The organism is uncultured Sphingopyxis sp., from assembly GCF_900078365.1.
GTDB lineage: Bacteria > Pseudomonadota > Alphaproteobacteria > Sphingomonadales > Sphingomonadaceae > Sphingopyxis.
Genome location: NZ_LT598653.1, coordinates 1570145 through 1587593, shown reverse-complemented (window position 1 = coordinate 1587593; position 17449 = coordinate 1570145). Strand labels below are relative to the sequence as shown.

The 17449-nt window shown below is 68.0% G+C and carries 14 protein-coding genes and 1 pseudogene; 5 read left to right on the top strand and 10 right to left on the bottom strand.

Annotated features, from left to right (window positions below):
• Nucleotides 1–153 precede the first annotated feature (153 nt).
• A complete protein-coding gene (locus QZL87_RS07180; RefSeq protein WP_184100723.1) occupies nucleotides 154–477 on the bottom strand; it encodes a DUF736 family protein in 324 nt (107 codons plus the stop codon).
• Nucleotides 478–886: 409 nt separating this feature from the next.
• Between QZL87_RS07180 and QZL87_RS07175 the strand changes: the two genes are divergently transcribed.
• Nucleotides 887–1201, top strand: coding sequence for a hypothetical protein (locus QZL87_RS07175; RefSeq protein ID WP_184100721.1), 315 nt, complete (start codon nucleotides 887–889; stop codon nucleotides 1199–1201).
• Between the two features lie 248 nt (nucleotides 1202–1449).
• Here the strand turns inward: QZL87_RS07175 and QZL87_RS07170 are convergent, their stop codons facing one another.
• From QZL87_RS07170 to QZL87_RS07160, 3 genes and pseudogenes are all read right to left on the bottom strand, one after another.
• Entirely contained in the window at nucleotides 1450–3357 is a 1908-nt protein-coding gene (locus QZL87_RS07170; protein WP_184100720.1) for a ParB N-terminal domain-containing protein, read from the bottom strand.
• Between the two features lie 260 nt (nucleotides 3358–3617).
• Nucleotides 3618–3989: pseudogene (locus QZL87_RS07165) on the bottom strand (DUF2958 domain-containing protein); the annotation flags it as partial.
• Nucleotides 3986–5020 (bottom strand): zincin-like metallopeptidase domain-containing protein, encoded by a 1035-nt coding sequence (locus QZL87_RS07160; RefSeq protein WP_184100771.1) that lies wholly within the window; start codon nucleotides 5018–5020, stop codon nucleotides 3986–3988. The gene QZL87_RS07160 and the pseudogene QZL87_RS07165, both read right to left, overlap by 4 nt.
• Nucleotides 5021–5856: 836 nt before the next feature.
• On the opposite strand from QZL87_RS07160, the gene QZL87_RS07155 reads away from it, so the two are divergent.
• The 4 genes from QZL87_RS07155 to QZL87_RS07140 all read left to right on the top strand — a co-directional run bounded on the left by QZL87_RS07155 (nucleotide 5857) and on the right by QZL87_RS07140 (nucleotide 12531).
• On the top strand, nucleotides 5857–6615 hold the full coding sequence (locus QZL87_RS07155; protein WP_184100716.1) for a sigma-70 family RNA polymerase sigma factor: 759 nt from the start codon (nucleotides 5857–5859) through the stop codon (nucleotides 6613–6615).
• Nucleotides 6612–7541, top strand: coding sequence for a FecR domain-containing protein (locus QZL87_RS07150; RefSeq protein ID WP_184100713.1), 930 nt, complete (start codon nucleotides 6612–6614; stop codon nucleotides 7539–7541). Before QZL87_RS07155 ends, QZL87_RS07150 begins: the two co-directional genes overlap by 4 nt.
• A 125-nt stretch (nucleotides 7542–7666) precedes the next feature.
• Nucleotides 7667–10552, top strand: a complete 2886-nt coding sequence (locus QZL87_RS07145) for a TonB-dependent receptor (protein ID WP_295325778.1) — start codon at nucleotides 7667–7669, stop codon at nucleotides 10550–10552.
• 65 nt (nucleotides 10553–10617) lie between these two features.
• Nucleotides 10618–12531, top strand: a complete 1914-nt coding sequence (locus QZL87_RS07140) for an Atxe2 family lasso peptide isopeptidase (protein WP_184100709.1) — start codon at nucleotides 10618–10620, stop codon at nucleotides 12529–12531.
• A gap of 84 nt (nucleotides 12532–12615) precedes the next feature.
• On the opposite strand, the gene QZL87_RS07135 is transcribed toward QZL87_RS07140, so the two are convergent.
• The 6 genes from QZL87_RS07135 to QZL87_RS07110 form a co-directional block, all read right to left on the bottom strand.
• Complete coding sequence (locus QZL87_RS07135) at nucleotides 12616–14340, bottom strand: asparagine synthase C-terminal domain-containing protein (protein WP_184100707.1); 1725 nt, start codon at nucleotides 14338–14340, stop codon at nucleotides 12616–12618.
• The gene (locus QZL87_RS07130) at nucleotides 14337–14975 is read right to left on the bottom strand and encodes a lasso peptide biosynthesis B2 protein (RefSeq protein ID WP_295325776.1); all 639 of its coding nucleotides are present in this window, start codon (nucleotides 14973–14975) and stop codon (nucleotides 14337–14339) included. Before QZL87_RS07130 ends, QZL87_RS07135 begins: the two co-directional genes overlap by 4 nt.
• A gap of 69 nt (nucleotides 14976–15044) precedes the next feature.
• Nucleotides 15045–15182, bottom strand: a complete 138-nt coding sequence (locus tag QZL87_RS07125; protein WP_184100703.1) for a hypothetical protein — start codon at nucleotides 15180–15182, stop codon at nucleotides 15045–15047.
• A gap of 96 nt (nucleotides 15183–15278) precedes the next feature.
• Nucleotides 15279–15902: a GntR family transcriptional regulator gene (locus QZL87_RS07120; protein ID WP_184100701.1), complete on the bottom strand. Its 624-nt coding sequence runs from the start codon at nucleotides 15900–15902 to the stop codon at nucleotides 15279–15281.
• Nucleotides 15899–16801, bottom strand: a complete 903-nt coding sequence (locus QZL87_RS07115; RefSeq protein ID WP_184100699.1) for a phytanoyl-CoA dioxygenase family protein — start codon at nucleotides 16799–16801, stop codon at nucleotides 15899–15901. Before QZL87_RS07115 ends, QZL87_RS07120 begins: the two co-directional genes overlap by 4 nt.
• A 10-nt stretch (nucleotides 16802–16811) precedes the next feature.
• Nucleotides 16812–17423 (bottom strand): acyl-homoserine-lactone synthase, encoded by a 612-nt coding sequence (locus QZL87_RS07110; protein ID WP_184100697.1) that lies wholly within the window; start codon nucleotides 17421–17423, stop codon nucleotides 16812–16814.
• Between the last annotated feature and the right edge of the window lie 26 nt (nucleotides 17424–17449).

Genomic DNA, 17449 nt, shown 5'->3' with positions numbered 1-17449 from the left:
CCGGTCTCCGGCCATGTGGTGCGCGGTGCCGTTCGGTGCCGCGTGGTGCGCCGGAGATGCATCTCGGTGCGCCGGGCGGAGAGGCTCGAAGAATGACCCGGCAAAAAACGAGCCCCCGCGCCGGAAACGGCGCGGGGGCGAGGGTGGGAGCGCTCAGTCGGCGGGGTTCCAGATCAGGGCGTAGGTGTCCTCGTCGTCCTGCCCGGCGGCGCGCCCGAGGTTCGCATAGAGCCGGCGCGGCCCGAATTCGGGCGCGGCGAGGCTGAGCGAGACATAGGGTTCGCCCGACACCTGCCCGGTGCGGACCCACGCGGCGCCGATCTCGACATTGTCCGAGAAGACCCGGAAGTCGGGCTGGGCGTCGCCATTCTTGGTCCGGTTGACCCGGATTTCGATCTCGGCGCGGATCGAAAGCGTCTTGAGCTGGCCGCGATATCCGTCGGACATGTTGCCGCTCACAAAGCCGATTGCTGCCATGGTTCGTCTCCTTCAAATGCACCGCCGGGACCATCCCGGGGCGTGGCGGACGACGAGGACGGGGCATCAGGCGGCGGCGCACCCGGAGGGCCGAAGCGCAGCGGAGGACGGGCGCGCGCGCGATTTTGGGTGCCCTTGGGCACCGCCGCGAGGAGCCGGCGCAGCCGGCGGGGAAAATAGCGCGAACGCGCCCGTTGCGCCGCCGCCGCCCCGTACCAGACCGCCTTCCCGAGCCCCGGACGGGTGCCGGAAGAGACAGGAGCGCCAAGGCTGCGATGCGGCGAACGGTGACGACAACGGACGAATCCCGATGGCCAAGACGGGGATTTCGATGCAAGGACTTCGGCTTCGGGCGCCGGATTCGTGGGGGACGGCTGACCGCTTTTCAGACGATCGACAGGGGCCGGCGATGGCCGCACAGGGGACCGAAATGGACGGACGGGCAAGCCTCAGTATCGCAGCCGAAGGCCGCGATCCGGGCATGATTGCCGCGCGTAGCGCGGGCATCTGGATCGGGCTGTCACTCGACGACGAGGCGCTCGCGAGCCTCCGCCGCGATGGCCTCGATCCCGCCGCGCTGCGCCTGACGGGGCTCCACCCGTTCGAATATGAACCGGGACCCGACGGCGGATTGCAGGTGGTCGCGCACGCGAACGACAATGAAGCCGCCGAGGCGCTGCTCGATCTTTTCCGCGTCTATTTCCTCCGCCGCCTGCTCGCCTGACCGGGCCGCGAGGGTGCCCCAATCCTGACAAAAGACATCGCGCGGCGCCGCAGGCCTGCCGCGCGGCAGCAGCAAAACCAACGCAAAGACACGCGCCGGGGCGCGCTGCGATCGTTCGCGGCGCGCCCCGGCGCGTGACTTTTCCACCCTCCCCGCGCCGCCCCGTCAGGGGCGGCGCGCCGGGCCTTCGGGGCAGCAACATGACCAAGCGAGAGGAAGGGCGGCGCGCCGCCGCCCTTCCCCTCAAGTCAGGCCGCGAGCGCGGTGTCGCCGTCCGCCGCCGCACCGTCACCGGCATCTCCGGTATCGGCATCGGAATCTTTCCCAGTATCGTCCTCGGTCGCGGTGCGGCTCCCGGCATCCGCATCCGTCTCGCCCTCGCCCACGGCCGCCGCTTCGGCTTCGCGCGCGGCGTCGGCCTCGGCGGCGCGCGCGATGATGTGGAGCAACCGGTCGTGCGCCGCGACGCTCCCGACCCCGCCGCGCGAAGTATAGGCGCTCGGCGCGAAACGCATCCAGCGCGGCACCCATCCCTCGACCTTCGGACGGCCGTTGGCGCCGTCCAGATGATCGGTCACGATGGTCTTGAGGACCTTCGCCTGCTGGCCCGCATTAGCGGCGGCGACGTCATCGCCCGCGACCTCGGCGACGATCCTGCCGAGCACCTCCTTGTCGCGAATCTGGTTCCAGAAGGCGGCATCGGGGGTCCAGACTTTCGCCATATCGACGTCCAGATACTGGCCGATCATCTCGACCGCCTCGCTGCCCGCCGCGAGCGTTTCGCCCATGACGATGGCGAGGATTTCGAGGACGACCGGATCGGGCAGTTCGAGCAGCCGCGCGAAGATCGGCGCGAACTGGCGGTGACCGGCACGGCGCGCGGTGACGGTGAGATCCTCGCCGTCGAAGCCGAGAACGCCGAGCACCGCGCGGCGGCGCTCGTCGAACATCACTTCGGCGCCGCACGTCTCGACGCTCTCCTGCACCTCGTCCTTTGCGCAGACATAGGACTGGGTTTCGACGCGATAATGGTCGGCGTTCGCGATGACATGCGCCGCCATCGCGCGGAGCGCGACCCCGCCATGCTTCGCGAGCTCGGCGCGCACCACCGCATGGCGGTGGAGGTCGATATAGGTGCCCATTGCAGAGGTGACCTCGGGCCGCTGAACCTTGTCGGGCGCCGCGCCGCCGTCGCTGCCCAATCCCTCATTTCGGGCGCGCTTCGCGGCTTCCTTCTCGGTCAGAAAGCCTTCGTGGAAGGTCACTTCGCCCGACTTGCGGACCTCGACATAGACGCGCCCGCCCTGCCGTTTCGACGTGTGGCGATGGTCGTAGCGGTCGAAACGCTGGCCGCAGTCGAGGACGACGACGTCGCTCCAGCCGTCTTCGATATAGCCGGCGCGGCGGGCCTCGACCTCGGCCATCTGGCGGGTCCAGAAAGCGTCGGTATCGGTGACCAGCCTTTCGTCGCCGAACAGGTCGGCGATGACCGCAAGCTTCGCCTCCTCGACGTCGAACAGGGCATGGTCGGCCTTGATCGTATTGCCGCCGAACAGCCAGTCCTTGAGGCGGAAGCCGGTCGGGCAATAGGCGTCCTTGTCGTCGAACAAGGCCAGCCAGGCCGTCTGCTGGCTCTTGCTCGCGAGCGTCAGCTGTTTGACCGTCGTCTGGTCGATCTCGCCGCCCCGATAGAGGGTGCGGATGCGCGGCAGGAGATTGCCGAGCGCGAGGATGCGCTTCACCGTCGGCACCTCGAACGCGAAGTCGGCGGCGATCTCCTCGACCTTGCGACCCGCCTTGACCAGCTTGACGAACGCCTCCCACTGGCTGACCTCGTCGGGCGCGACGCGCGCGAGATTTTCGAGCATCGACGCCTCGATGGCGTCGGCGTCGTCGTCCTCGTCCAAGATGCCGCACGGCAAGGGGCGCGCGGGTCCGCCCTCGCGCACGACGATATTGGCGGCGGTGAAGCGCCGCCGCCCCGCCGAAATCCGGAAATGACCGTCCTCGGCGGCGGGGCGAACCAGCAGCGAAACGAGAACGCCGCGCTTGCGGACGCTCGGCAATATGTCGCTGACGTCGGGGTCGCGCCCCTTGGCGCGCATATTGGCCGGATCGACCGAGAGCTTGTCGAGCGGGATAAAATCGAGTTTCATGTCGTCACTCCATATCTTGGGGTGGCCGGTTTCCGGTCTCCGCGCCCGGGACTTCCGTGGGCGGGGTTTGCCCCCGGAAACCGGCCTGACGGCGAAGGCGCGCCGCCTCGCCTTGCCGCCTAGCGTGGCGGAAGCTCGTCGTTCGCCGCCGACGGCGGCGCCGGACGCTCGCGCTGCCCCCCGTCTTCGGTCGGCTGGAGGTCGCCTTTGTCGGGGCGCGGCGACGCCGATGGATGGTGGGTGCGTGCATCGCGCGCCTTGCGGCGGAGCGCGGCCTCGGCCTGAATGATCGTCCCCAAGCGCCGCGCCATGTCGGCCCAGACCGACAGCGGCGCCAGCCCCGAGAAATGCTCGTCGCGCTCGATGGCGAGGCCGAAGGGCAAGCGCACGTCCTCGATTTCGCGGAGCGAGAAGCAGCCGAGTTCGGGGCAGCCGAAACCAAGGTCGGCCAGCCCGAACAGCGTGTCGCCATCTTCGTCGATTTCGGTCGCAAGCCACGTCGCCGCGCCGACCGGATTGAAAAATTTGACGACCGGGCGCGGGTCGAACCGCTCGTCGCGCGCGGCGTGGATGCGGCCCGTCAGGCCATTGGCGTTGAGCGCGAAGCGCAGATGCGCGGGAAGCAGGATCATTGCCCCGCCTCTCCGCCTGTCGCTTCGTGGCGCGCCGCGCCCATGCCGCGCGCGGCGGCGGGAGCGCCTTCGATGTCGCCGCCCGCTGGCGCGGGAGCGAAGGCGAGCAGATAGTCCGCCGCTTTCGACGCGAGGCTCGCCGCCTTGAAGATTGCGCGCGTATCGGCGCGCATGATCGCGAGCCACGCGCCGATATAGTCGGCGTGGCGAACGGTCGGCGCGATGCCGAGCGACGCACAGAGGAAGGCGCTCGCGAGTTCGGCGCAAAGCTCCTCGCGGCCATAGGCGGCGCTGCCGAAGCCGCCCGTCTGGTCGCGATCGAGCCGCGACCTATGACCGGTCCAGTGGCCGAGTTCGTGCAGCGCGGTGCGGTAAAAGTCGATCTGCGCGCGGAACGCCTGCTGGTGCGGCAGCGCGACGAAATCGCCCGATGGCGAATAATAGGCCTCGTTGCCGCCGATGCGGATATCGGCGCCGCTCGCCGCGAGCAGCGCCTCGGCGACCGGGATTGTCTCGCGCGGCAGGCGCAAGGGGTCGGGCGCGGTGCACCGCTCGGGGAGGCCCTCGACCTGCGCGACGTTGAACACGGTGAAGCGCTTGAGGAACGGAATCGAGCGGTCGCCCCCCTCTCCGCTCGCCCCTCCCGCGCCGCTGCGCCCGTCGGGGACGGAAGCGGGCGCCACCGCTGCGCCGCCCGCGCCGCGCCCGCCCTTTTCTTGGGGCGTGAAGCGCGCGGCGTAGAAGATGGTCGTGCCCTTTTCGCCCTTGCGGACCTGTCCGCCCGCCTGCCGCGCTTGGTTGAAGGTCAGCCAGCCTTGCGCGGCGAAACCGCGCTGCACCGCCTCGCTCCAGAGGATGAGGATATTGATGCCCGAATAGCTGCGCCGCGTTTCGGCGTTGCGCGGCAGGCCCGGCGCGAAGGCGGCGGCGTCCCAAGGCCGCACCCACGGAATACGCCCTTCCTCGAGTTCGCCCACGATCCGCGCGGTCACCTCGTCATAGAGCGACACGCCCGGCGCGCCGCCGCGCACCCCGTCGCCGGTGCGGCCCTTGTCGCGCGTTCGGCCGCGCGTCGCGGCGCCGCCCGCGCTGTCAGCGCCTCTGTCGCCCCGTCGCGCGGAGCTTCGCGAGGGTGCGGCCTTGCCCAAGGCTTGCGGGAATGCGTTCACGGTGCCTCTCCTCCGGACCAAAATCCGCCGCGGCCGGCCCCGGACAGCGGGGCGGGCGGCGAACGCACGGGGCAAGGGACCGCCCAGCGAGGCGGCCGCGCACCCGCAGGGCCGCAGCGAAGCGGAGGAGCCCGCCGGAGGCGGGCTTGCGCGGGCGCCGGGCGGTCCCACAGGCCGTGCGCCGCCCGCGCCGATGTCCGAGGTGCCGGCCCACCAAAGCGCCGCCGCGCTCCGCGCGGCGTCCTCAGCCCGGCTTCGTCGACATATTCACCGCATCGCCCCGGCGCCCCGAACGGCACCGCCCAACAATGTCGATGCGATCGGCCTCGACCGCGGCCCGAAGGGCCTGAAAACTCGCGCCCTTGGCGAGCCGCAGGCGCGGCGGCGTGCGTGCGCAGCTGTGCTTAGCCGCCGCCGCGCCAAGACCAGCGAGCCCAAGCGCGCAGCGCGGCCAACCGTGCGACGCGCGACCTCTGGCGGCGCCCGCCGCCGCCAGTGCGCGCTCCTTTCGGGCCGCGCGCATCAACCGAGACTTTGTGGATCCCGGCCTCCGACCGGTCTCGTCGAGCACGGCCGAAACCAGACTCGTCTCCCGTACCCCTTCGAATCCGGTCCGTAGTCGAGCGGTCTCCCGGCAGACTCTTGCCCTTACGGCACAGCCGGTTATGCTGGTCCGGCATCGGGCAGCGAAGCGCCGGATGCCGGAGCGTGAGAACTCCGTTCGAGAGTCAATGTCCCTGAATGCCATCCCGCCGGGTGGCCGTCTGCGCATGTCCAAGCCCTCGGGCCAAAGGCGGCGGCGCGGGTTTCTCGTACCTGTTCTCAACGCCCGGCTCGTCGGCGCGGTCGCTGCCTTCTCGAAGGCGGACGCGATGGACTATGACGACAGCGAGAAGGACGGACGGCGCGGCCTCGATGCCGCCGATCCGCTGCCGCCCGACGACTGGGCCGGTTTCGGCAGCAGCGCGCGCGCCGAGGCGCTCTACGCGGCGCAGCGCCCGCTCGTTGCCGGAATCTTCCGCCGCAGCGTGCCGCCGCAAGAAGTAGGCGACCTGGTCCAGGAGACCTTTCGCCGCGTCTTCTCGGCGAAGGGCCATCGCGCGGGCCTGCTCGACGCCCCCGCCGCCTATCTCGCCGCCGCGGCGCGGTCGGTCCTCAGGAACCGCGCGCGCTCAGGGGTGCGCAGCCGGATTTCCGCCCATCACAGCTTCGAGGAGCAAGAGATCGCCGGCCCTGATCCCCATGTCGCGCTGGAGGCGCGCGACATGATCCGCCGCGCCGAGCAGGCGATCGCCCGCCTCGGTACAACCACACAGGATGTATTCCTGATGCACAGGTTCGAGAACCTCAGTTATGAAGAGATCGCACGAATCAAGGGCATGAGCATCAAGCGCGTGGAAAAGCATATCAGCAAGGCGCGCGTCGCCATCCGCAAAGCGCGAGATACGGACGCGTGACGCGGCGGGAACGCGAGGCGATCGATTGGGCCACGACGATGTCCGGCAACCCGACCGATTCCGAAAAGAAAGCGTTCGAGGCCTGGCACGCGAAGCCGGGCAACGCCGAGGCCTATGCGAAAGCCGAGAATGACTGGGTCTTTGCCGAGGACATGTCGCCGGTCCGCATCAAGGCCGACGCACGCCATTTCCGCAGCGAAGCCGATGCACCCGGCGGCTTCCGCTGGGCCGTCGCGACCGCCGCCGCCATCGTGCTGGCGCTCGGCGGAGCCTGGTATATCCAGCGCGGAAGCGGCGAAACGCAGCTCGCGCAGAGCGAGACCGCCCCCGGCGAGCAGACACTTGGCGACGGCACCCGCGTTACCTTGATGGACGGCGCCCGCATCGAGACGCAATTCAGTACCGGTGGGCGCCGCGTGATCCTTGTCGGCGGGCGCGCGCGCTTCGACGTCGCGCATGACGCCGCACGTCCCTTCACCGTCGTCGCGGGCCGGTCGGAGACGACCGCGCTCGGCACGATCTTCGAGGTCGATGCCCGCAAAGCCACCCCGCGCGTGACGCTGATCAGGGGATCGATCGAAATCCGCTCGAGCGCGGGCGGCGGCGCGCTGCGGCTCGCACCCGGCGAAAGTGCCGAGGTGCCCGAGACAGGCCCGTACCGGCTTCCTGCCATGGCGAGCCCGGTCCCATCCGCCGCTCCCACCATCCTGCTCGCCGCCGACAATCTTCCGCTCGGTGCGGTGCTCGATCGCGCCAACCAGAGCGATAGCAAACCGATCCGCCTCGCCGACCCGGCGCTCGCATCGCTTCCGGTGACCGGTAGTTTCGATGTGTCGGCGGGACCAGCGCTCGCGCGCAAGCTCGCCGCGGCGCTCGACCTTGGAATCGACGAGCGCGTCGGAGAAATAATCCTGCGAAAAAAATAATCGGGTCCGAGGGGGGAGTTTCTCCAACCTCGGGGTTTTGCACCCCCAGACGGCCATGAGCGGCCGCTTGGGAGGCAACAATGACGATAAGAATTTTGGCGGCGCTGCTAGCGGGTACGGCCGCAATGGCGATTCAGGCACCGCAGGCGCACGCCCAGACCCAGCCGGCGAAAACGGATTACGACATCGCGCCGCGGCGCCTCGGCGAAGCGCTGCGTCTCTATTCGCAGGTTTCGGGCCGCGAAGTGGTCGCCTCCTCGGCGCTGCTCGACGACAAGCGTAGCGGCCGCGTGCGGGGCCGCCTCGCGCCCGATGTCGCGCTGGCCCGGCTGCTCGCGGGCACCGGTCTCGTCGCCGAGGTCGTCGAGGGTGCCTTCGTGATCCGCGCGGGAAACGGCGATGCGGCTGGCGACGCTTCGACTGACGTCCCCGTGCCCGAGGACATTATAGTGACCGGATCGCGCATCCGCGGCGCCGGCCCGGTCGGCTCGCCCGTCGCCACGATCGACCGCGACACGCTCGACCGCAGCGGACGCGCGACGCTCGCCGACTTTATCCAGACGATCCCGCAGAACTTCTCGGGCGGACCCGCCGAGGCCAATGTCGGCACCTCGGCGCGCGGCAATGCGGCGAGCAATATCGGTTATGGCACGGGCATCAACCTCCGCGGCCTCGGGCCAGGCTCGACGCTCACCCTCCTCGACGGGACGCGCCCCGCGCTCGGCGGCAGCTCGGGCGCCTTCGCCGATATTTCAATGATACCGTCGATCGCGGTCGAGCGCCTTGAAATCCTCACCGATGGCGCTTCGGCGATCTATGGGTCCGATGCGGTCGCGGGGGTGGTGAATCTGCGCTTCCGCGGTCGCTTCGACGGGGCCGAGACGCGGCTGCGCGCCGGAACCGCCGATGGCGACTATGGCGAAGTCCAGGTCGGGCACATCGTCGGCACCGGCTGGGCAACGGGCCATCTCGTTGTTGCCGGCGAATATTACCGGCGCGGCAGCCTCGGCTCGGAAGAGCGCGCCTCCGCGTCCGAAGACCTTCGGCGCTTCGGCGGTCCCGACCTGCGGTCGAACTTCGCCAACCCGGGAACAATCGTCGCCGCAGGCGGCCAGCGTTTCCTCATCCCGCGCGGGCAGGACGGGACCGCGCTGACAGCCGCTGAACTCATCCCGAGTGCCGGCTTCGCCCGCGGCGACGCCCGCCGGAAGGTCGATATCCTCCCGCGCCAGAAGAGCTTCACCGTCTACGCGGCGGGAGAACAGCAGATCGGCGATCATCTCAGCCTCTTCGCGCGAGGGCTTTATGCGGAACGCGACTTCGAGGCCCGGCGCCGGATTATAGGCGTCTCGCAGCAGGTCGTGACCCCCGCCAATCCCTATTATGTCGATCCCATCGGCACCGGCCAGAAAATCACCGTCTACTACGACCCGATCGCCGACTTCGGGCCCGAAGGAGTGCGCGGCACGGTCACGGCGCTCAACACCGCATTCGGAGCGCGTGCCGATATCGACAGCTGGAATATCGAGCTGTCGGGCGGCTACGGGATGCAGCGCGATGGCTATGACGGGGTCAATATCGTCCACCTCGTCAGACTCGCCCGCGCCGTCGCGGCGACCGATCCAGCGCGGGCGATCAACCTGTTCGGTGACGGGGCGGTCAACGACCCGGCGCTGATCGACAGCTTGCGCGGCGGATTTTCGCAGCGCTCGCGTTACAAGAGCTGGACCGCTGCGCTGCGCGCCGACGGGACGATGCTGGCGCTTCCTGCCGGCGACGCAAAGCTCGCCCTCGGCGCCGAATACCGGCGCGACAATCTCGACTTCACGCAGGTCTTCGACATCGTCGCCGACGCCCCGCAGACGAGCGGTCTCGCCGGCTTGCCCGACAAACGTATCGTCAAAGCCCTTTATGCCGAGCTCGCAATCCCCGTCTTCGACGCAGGGGAGAATTTTCCCGGAACGCTCAATGTTTCGGCGGCGGGACGCTATGAAGATTATTCGGACGTCGGCGATACGGCCAATCCGAAGTTTGGCGCGCGCTGGGAGCCCCTGCCCGGCCTGGCGCTCCGCGCCTCCTACGGTCGGTCGTTCCGCGCGCCCTTCTTCGACGAACTCGTCGGAACGGCTAACGCGCTCTACCAGACGTTCCGGATCACCGATCCGGCCTCACAAACCGGCCAGACCGCGGTGCTGCTCCTGCTCGGCTATCGGCCCGACCTCGGCCCCGAAAAGGCGACGAGCTGGACCGCAGGGGTCGATTTCGAGCCACGCTTCCTTCCCGGCGCGAAGCTCAGCCTCACCTGGTTCGATATCAGCTACAGGGATCGCATCGCGTCGGCGAACAGCTTTCTCCAGCAGTTCTTCACGCGGCGCGATGTCTATGGCGCTTTGATCGACGATACGCCCGATCCGGCTGAGGTCGCGGCCTATTTCGCCGACCCGAGCTTCTCGAATGCGATCGGGATCGGTCAGGATGAGGTGATGGCGATCGTCGATGCGCGGACGCGCAACCTGTCGCGCTCGACGGTGCGCGGCCTCGATTTCGACCTGGGATACAGCAGGCCGCTCGCCGACGGCAGCGTCAACCTGTCGCTGGGCGGATCGCGGCTGTTCACGATCGACCACCGGATAACCAACACGGCGCCGCCCAACAATGTCGTCGGCACGCTCGGTGCGCCGGTCAAGCTCCGGCTGCGCGGCCGCGCCGGCTTCGAGGCCGGCGCCTTCGATGGCGGGATCGGGGTCAATCATGTCGCAAGCTATCGCAACCTCACGGTGACGCCGGCCGAACGCGTGAAGAGCTGGACGACGGTCGACCTCCAGCTTGGCATGCGGATCGGCGATCCGGACAAGCGCAAGCTCCGGCTCGCGTTCAGCGTCAACAATCTGTTCGACAAGGATCCGCCCTATGCGCTGTTCCGCTCGACCGGCGTCAACATCGGCTACGATCCCGAACAGGCGAGCGCGATCGGCCGAACCTTCGCGCTGCAGGCTATCGTCGGATGGTGATTGCGGCAGCCTTGCTTGCGTCGGTCGTACAAGTCCCGGTAGCGCCAAACGACGGCGGCGCTCCCTTGACGACGCGCGACCTCGTCGAGGTCGCTGACATCATGGGGCCGACGCTCTCTCCTGACGGCGAGAAGATTCTCTTCCGCGTGTCGCGTCCATCGGTGAGCGCCAACGACACCAAGCTCGATTGGTATGTCGCCGATATCGACGGCGCCCCCCCGGTGCATGCGGGAAGCGCGGGGACGGTACGCCACGATGGCGCGGGTTCGGTCGCCGAACAAAAGGCAGTGTGGGATGCGGACTCGAAAGGCTTTCGTTCCCTCGCGCTCGTCGATGGCGTCTCCGCGATCTGGCACTGGCGCGAGCACCAAGGCCAGCGGCGCGAGATCGTCGATGCTGCAGACATTCTCGATTTCGATGTCTCCGCCGATGGTCGATCGCTGCGCTACACGACCGGGGCGACCCGCGCCGAAGTCGCCGCGGCGGAACAACGGGCCTATGACGAAGGCGTACTGGTCGACGACAGTGTCGACCTCGGGCAGGCCATCGCCGGCGGCAAGATCGAGGGCGGTCACCGCGTCGTGCAAAGGTGGAACCGCAACTGGTTCGATCGCGCGGGCCTGTTGTGGGACGCGCCGAAAAAGGAGACGGCGGTTGAGCTCGGCAGCGAGAATATCGCGCCTTCCCTGCCCGCTACGCGGTCCCAGCAGGATCGCCGGATTGTCCTGAAGACAGGCGGCGTTGCGGAGATAGAGGGCTCGGCGGGCGAAGTCCGACTGACGGTCGTCCGCGCCAACGGTGAGCGCATCCCTTGCAGCGCCGCGCCCTGCCGGTCGGGAAAGCTCGCCGCAATTACCGAGCGGCCCGGCAGCGGCATGTTGATCCTGTTCGAGCGCGATGCCGGCGCGCGCGAGAATATCTGGCTCTGGCGTATCGGGGACCGCAAGGCGCGCTATCTCACTGCGACCGATGGCGCCGAGCGGACACCGATCTGGCAACCGCGCTGCGGCGCCGCGCCGAAGGCGCTCATCTGCGCCGAGAGCAGCGCGACCGAGCCGCCACGCCTTGTCCGCATCGCCTATGTGGATGGAGCCCGCTCGGTCATCGCCGACCCCAATGCGGACCTGCGCCGCCGGATCGGCGCCGTTGCCACGCCGCTGCGTTGGGAAAATGGCCATGACGGTATTCTGCTCACCCCGTCGAGTAGCGCTGGTCCACTCCCATTGGTCGTTCAATATTATCGCTGCGCAGGGTTTCTCAAGGGCGGCGTCGGCGACGAGATTCCGATGCTCCCACTTGTCGAACATGGCATCGCAGTGCTCTGCATCAACGGCCAGTCGCCACCACCCGGCCAGCCGATGGAGCGAAGCTATGAGACCGCGCTCGCTGCGATCGGCGACGCAATCGACGACCTGGCCGCACGAAAACGTATCGATCCCCGAAGCGTCGGCATCGGCGGGCTTAGCTTTGGCTCGACCGTTGCCGTCTGGGCCATCCGCAAGTCGAAGCGCTTTGCGGCCGCCACCATCTCGTCGGGACAGGCGACGCCGCACTATTACTGGTCGAATGCGCTTCCCGATCGCGGCTTCGCCAGGACATTTCGCGAATTTTGGCAGGCGGGCGATCCCGACAGCGACCCCGAACGCTGGCGGACAATCTCGCCCGCATCGGATGTCGTAGCGATCGATACGCCTCTGTTGATGCAGTTGCCCGAGTCCGAAGTGCGCAACCTCGTCGAGTTTCACACAAAACTGAAGCTGGCCGGGAAGCCTGCCGAACTGTTCGCCTTCGCGGACGAAATCCACATCAAATATCAGCCGGTGCACAAGCGTGCGGTCTACGAGCGCAATCTCGACTGGTATCGCTTCTGGCTCAAGGGCGAGGAAGATCCGGCCCCCGCGAAATCTGGCCAGTACGTCCGTTGGCGCGCGCTCCGCGCGGGGGCTCCGCAGGAGTCCTTCCAAGCCACCGCGCCCTAGGTGCGTGCCGGGCGCCGCTCCCCGGCGCGCCCGGCAAGGCCTTTGCCCACTGCGGCCATCGCGCCCGGATGGCTGCCAACCCCTTCATCGCGATGGCGCCTCGGACCCTACCACCGAGCGCGCCCAGGCTTCGATATCCGCGAACTGGAGGATACGGAGCGTGGCGAGCGTATCGGCCTCCTTTCGCCCCGTCAGCATGTCGGCGATCGTATCGAGATCGAGCAGGCCGGCGCCCGCGAGCCAGCCATCGAGGAGATAGGCGGCAAGCCGCTCCCGATTGCGTTCGAACGCCGGCAGGAACATCGACAGGATACGTCCCTTGCTGCGGCGCGCGAGGATGACGTCAGGCAGGTCGCCGCGAAAGGCTTCGCGGGCGAGAGCGCGATTGACCCCGCCCTCGCCCCACTGCCAGCTCGGCACGCCGAGACCATATTCGATCAGCGGTTGCGACAGCAAAGGCGCGATCTTCGGCAGCGCGAGCGACCGGTCATAGCCGTCGAGGAAGGGCTGGATCGACAGCAGGCCGAGACCGTAGCGCCGCTGGCCGGGCGGGATGCGCCCCGCGTCGGTCATCCAAGGGTGCTCGGGCCTTGGCGATGCATGGCGCACCGACAGCAATAGATCGTCGACCGGCCAGAGTCTGATCCCCCGAAAATAGCCGCGCACGCCGTGACGCAGCGCGCTCCAGATATTGTCGTCGGTGATGCGGGCCTGGTCGCGCGCCGCGCTGAGCGCGGCGCGCATACCCCGATATCGCAAGGCATCGAGCGCCGGGGCGATCGACGTTTGATAACCGAACGCTCCATCGCCGGCGGTCCCCGAGAAAATTGCGTCGGCACCATAGGCCCGCGCCGATGCGAGGAAGGCCGCGTCGGTCGGACCGATCAGCCCGAAGCCACCGGGACGGACACGCAACATCGTCGGCGTTGAGATCGGGTCCGCGGGTTCGGCGGGCAGCATGAGTTCGGCGAGCGGGGCGTTCGCGCGCTCGGCCATCGCACGCGCATAGAGACGCTCGTCGCCGTCGGGCTCCGGCGTGACCATCGTGATCGCGCGCCACGGGTCGGAACGGACAGACAGGCAAGCGGCGACGATGCTGCTGTCAATCCCGCCCGAAAGCTCGAGCTGGACGCGGGCGAAGCGCCCGCTCCATGCGCCGACGGTCGCGCGCACGAGCGAGCCAAGATCGTTCGCCTCGGCGCGTATCGGCGGCGACGACGCATAATCCCACGGAAGCCAGCTTGCCGGTCTTCGCTCGCGGTGCCCCAAGCGCGTTACCTCGCCGGGCAGGACCTCGGTCGCCCCGGTTATAGTGCTGCGCGGCGTTCGCAACAGGGGATAGCGAAGATAGGCGTCGATCGCGCCGGGATCGGGCCGATCGAGCCGAAACCCCAGCGCGCGCGCGAGGCCGAGGTCGGTGAAGGCGCAGCATGCGTTCGCCGCCGCGCCGCCGTCGTCCTGGCGGCGGGTCTGGAACAGCGCCGGCCCGGTCAACGGTGAACGAAGGACAAAGACCTGCCCGCTCGCGTCGGCCCATATCAGGATGAAAGTCCCCCAGAGCTTCCTGATCGCCCACGCGCCTTCGGTCCGCACGATGTGCTCGACCGCGCCGGGATCTAGCGCCGGACAAGAGGCGAAGCTGTCGCGATGAAAGGCGTAGCCGACGAGCGCCGCCTCACCCGACACGGCGACGATCGTGCCGGGCTTGCCGACGAGCCGCGCTGTTCCGATAGTCCCAAGTTCCGAATAGCCGCCGGGCAACGCGGGTACGGGGCCTTCGGCCTGAATAAGAGCGATGCAGATCGTCACAGCCGAAAGACCGGCGTATATTCGCCCACGGTATTCAGCGTATCCGAGAGCAAAATGTCGCCACGCTGGACCCAGGCATGCGCCATGAAGGGCGCCAGCCGGGCACCGAAGTACACGTCCGCATCGATCCCGCGGCGCCAAAGGACACGGGCCAGCGCCAGGCTGTCGGGAACACAAAGCTGTCTTGCGGGCAAGAGGACGCGCGCGTCGGCGAAGCCTTGCGCAACGCGGATTGCGTCCGCATCTGCGGCTGTCAGCCGCGGACGCGCCTCGTACCGGCGGGCAAGAGCACGCCAACGGACGAGCGTCCCGTTCAACCCCAGCAGACGGAGATGGAGGCCGGCGCTCGCGCGCAGGAGGCCGACTTCCAGGAAGGTGATATGGCCGTCGGCGGGTGGCGCCTCGACTGCGGAGAGGCGAAGGTCGACGGCGGCGATCGGTGCGATCGGCGACCCCGCTCCCGGCGCGAGCAAGCGCCGCCGGACGAGCGCGTCGAGCGCTGCGCAAGGCGCTGTCTCGCCCGCCGCTGTGCCGGCGGCCGCGAGCGCTGCGGCCTCGCGCGGCGCTATCAGGAAATAGCGATCGGCGCTGAGATCGAGCGCGACAGCGCGATCGCCCAGAAACCCGAAACTCACATGCGGCGGAAGATGATAGGCCATGGCCGATTGAGGGCGCGGCGCTTGCGCGTCGCGCCCCCCGATCCGTCACTCGGCGGAAATGCCGCCGCCCAGGAAGGGCTGGACGCCATCGGGTTCCGGCCGGTTCGGAATCTGGCCGAGCGTTTCGACGCTGGCGACGCCGAGTTCTTCGATGCCGTCCTCGACGATGTCATACTGGTTCATGAGAACCTCCTCTGGTTAGCCGCGGGATTGCGGCATCCAGAAAGCTACGCCGGTCGGAGAGAATAGAATTTTTATAGTTTGAATATCTTTCGAATATCATCGGAGCGGTTCGTCGCGGGGTCTGATCTCGGCGACGACGCGGCCCGCGAACGCCATGCGGCGCCGGTGAAACCGCGTGATTTTGGCGCGAAGCGCACTCCAGCGACCAAAGCGGTAATCATCTTCCATCGCCGCCAGCATGTCGCGAGCCGCGGTATCGACGCTGGCCTCCGCCTTCCGAAAGACGTGACATCGCTCGATCAGGTTGAGAATCGCGAAGCGAATTTCGCGATTGGCGCTCCACATCGCAATCGCCCGGAAAAGCGAGTCGAGCGCTTCGGCATAGTCCTTGCGCAGCTCGAGCCCGACCAGGCCCGCCGGATGGTCGGGATCCGGCACGTTGCCCTGAAGCGCAAGGCCGAGCAGCCAGGATGCCCAGCTGTAAAGGTCATGGAGATCGGCCTCCGCGAGGATGGGAGGACGAAAGCCTTCCTGGTGCCAGCTGTCGATGATTCGCTCGCCAGCAAGACGATGCAGCGCCTCGCGGACCGGCGTCGCACTCGCGCGGAGCGTCTTTGCGAGGTTGACCGGATCGAGGCGCGTGCCCGGCGGATAGCGCCCATCGAGTACGCGCATCTTGAGGTCGAGATAGACGCGCTCCATTGTAGATCCGGCGTTCATGATCGGGTTGCTCCGTCTCCCGCCGCGCGCTGGCCGGAGACAAACTCACCGAGCAAGACGTCTTGATCGGGCCGCAGCGCATCGGTCGCGGCAAGCGGCTCGTCGGGATATCCACCGAATAGCACCGAGGGACATTGTCCTTCGAAATTGCCGAGATTGGGCCGGTGCTGCGCATAACCGGCCAGTGCCGCCAACTCGGGCGGGAAATGCCGCGCCACGTCGGGCGGATAGGCGAGCCACTGATTCTCGTAGGGCTTGAGCCAGCCGAGACAGTAGCTGACGATGATGCCGCGGCGCAGCCCGGCGCTTCGATTGGCGCCTGCGCCGTGCAGCGTCGAACCGAGGAAGACGATCGCGTCGCCCGGCTCGGCGGCGGCCACGATGGGCTGCTCGCGTGGCACCTCGACAAGCGCTTCCACGCCGTGGCTCGCGGGCCAGATGAGCGTTGCGCCATTCTCCTCGGTAAACGGGGTAAGGGGCCACATGACGTTGAGCAGATATTCGACCTCACCAAGCGAACCCTGCCACATATCCTGATCGCGATGCGGAAATTGCGCGAGGGCGCCGGGATGGAGCTCGATGGCCTGCGTGAGGTTGAGCTGGATGCGGTCGCACCACGAACCGAGCGCGGATTCGGCAAGCGCCAATATGCCGGGATGCAGCACGAGGTCCGCGATATGCGGCGAGCGGATCAGGAGACGCCCGAACCGCTTGGTCCGTTCGCCATAGAATCCGCCCGAGCAAAAGGGCGTCGCGTCGAAGCGGAGCGCGAGATCCGCCGCGATCGCCGCGATCCGGGAAGCCGGGACGGCACCGTGAAGCCGGACATAGCCTTCGGATGCCAGCTGCTGCGCGGCCGCGGCAGCATGGCCGCAGTTCGGGAAGGGATGAATCGACATCTCGCCCTCCTCATGCGGCTTTGGCGGGCACGCCGGTGCCGGGCGCCCCGATGCCCGCCTCGGCAAGCCTGGCGAGCGTGTCCGCCTCGATCGAGATCGCCAGCGCGACCAGCGCGCGGCCATCATGGATAGCCCTTTCGCCGAGCAAGCGGCATCGCCATCCGAAGTCCTGAACCTGCCGGAACCAGGAAAGCTCGGCGACGCCCGTGTAGGTCGTGATGCCATGGGCCAGCGCGTGGTCGACGAGTCCCACGAGCAGCGTATCGCGCGCAACGCGGCGTTGCCGCGCGCCCACGCCCGGCGAAAGGCAGAAGCGCGTGATCTCGAATATCGCCGCGCCGTTCGGAACCGGGCCGGAGACGAGATGCGGAAAGAGGCCGTCGAGAAGGGCCGGTCTCGTTGTGGGCAGGAGGCGCGCCGAGGCGAGATGTTCGCCCCGTGCATCGCTGACGATAAGATAGGTCGCAAAAGGATCGTCGAAATGGTCGACTTCGAACCGGTCCGCCAGCACCGGCAGATCCCATTTGAGCAAATCGACAAAAACGCGCTTGCGCGCTTCGAACATCGAACGGAGCGCGACATGTTCGCGCGCCCGGTTGTCCTGGTTGATCGTGAGGAACATCGGCGTGTCTCCCTGATGAAAAGAGA

Bases quoted from the DNA above. Each gene is read 5' to 3' on its own strand.
- QZL87_RS07180 (WP_184100723.1), bottom strand. From the start codon at position 477: ATGGCAGCAATCGGCTTTGTGAGCGGCAACATGTCCGACGGATATCGC.
- QZL87_RS07175 (WP_184100721.1), top strand. From the start codon at position 887: ATGGCCGCACAGGGGACCGAAATGGACGGACGGGCAAGCCTCAGTATC.
- QZL87_RS07170 (WP_184100720.1), bottom strand. From the start codon at position 3,357: ATGAAACTCGATTTTATCCCGCTCGACAAGCTCTCGGTCGATCCGGCC.
- QZL87_RS07155 (WP_184100716.1), top strand. From the start codon at position 5,857: ATGCCGGAGCGTGAGAACTCCGTTCGAGAGTCAATGTCCCTGAATGCC.
- QZL87_RS07145 (WP_295325778.1), top strand. From the start codon at position 7,667: ATGGCGATTCAGGCACCGCAGGCGCACGCCCAGACCCAGCCGGCGAAA.
- QZL87_RS07125 (WP_184100703.1), bottom strand. From the start codon at position 15,182: ATGAACCAGTATGACATCGTCGAGGACGGCATCGAAGAACTCGGCGTC.
- QZL87_RS07120 (WP_184100701.1), bottom strand. From the start codon at position 15,902: ATGAACGCCGGATCTACAATGGAGCGCGTCTATCTCGACCTCAAGATG.
- QZL87_RS07115 (WP_184100699.1), bottom strand. From the start codon at position 16,801: ATGTCGATTCATCCCTTCCCGAACTGCGGCCATGCTGCCGCGGCCGCG.
- QZL87_RS07110 (WP_184100697.1), bottom strand. From the start codon at position 17,423: ATGTTCCTCACGATCAACCAGGACAACCGGGCGCGCGAACATGTCGCG.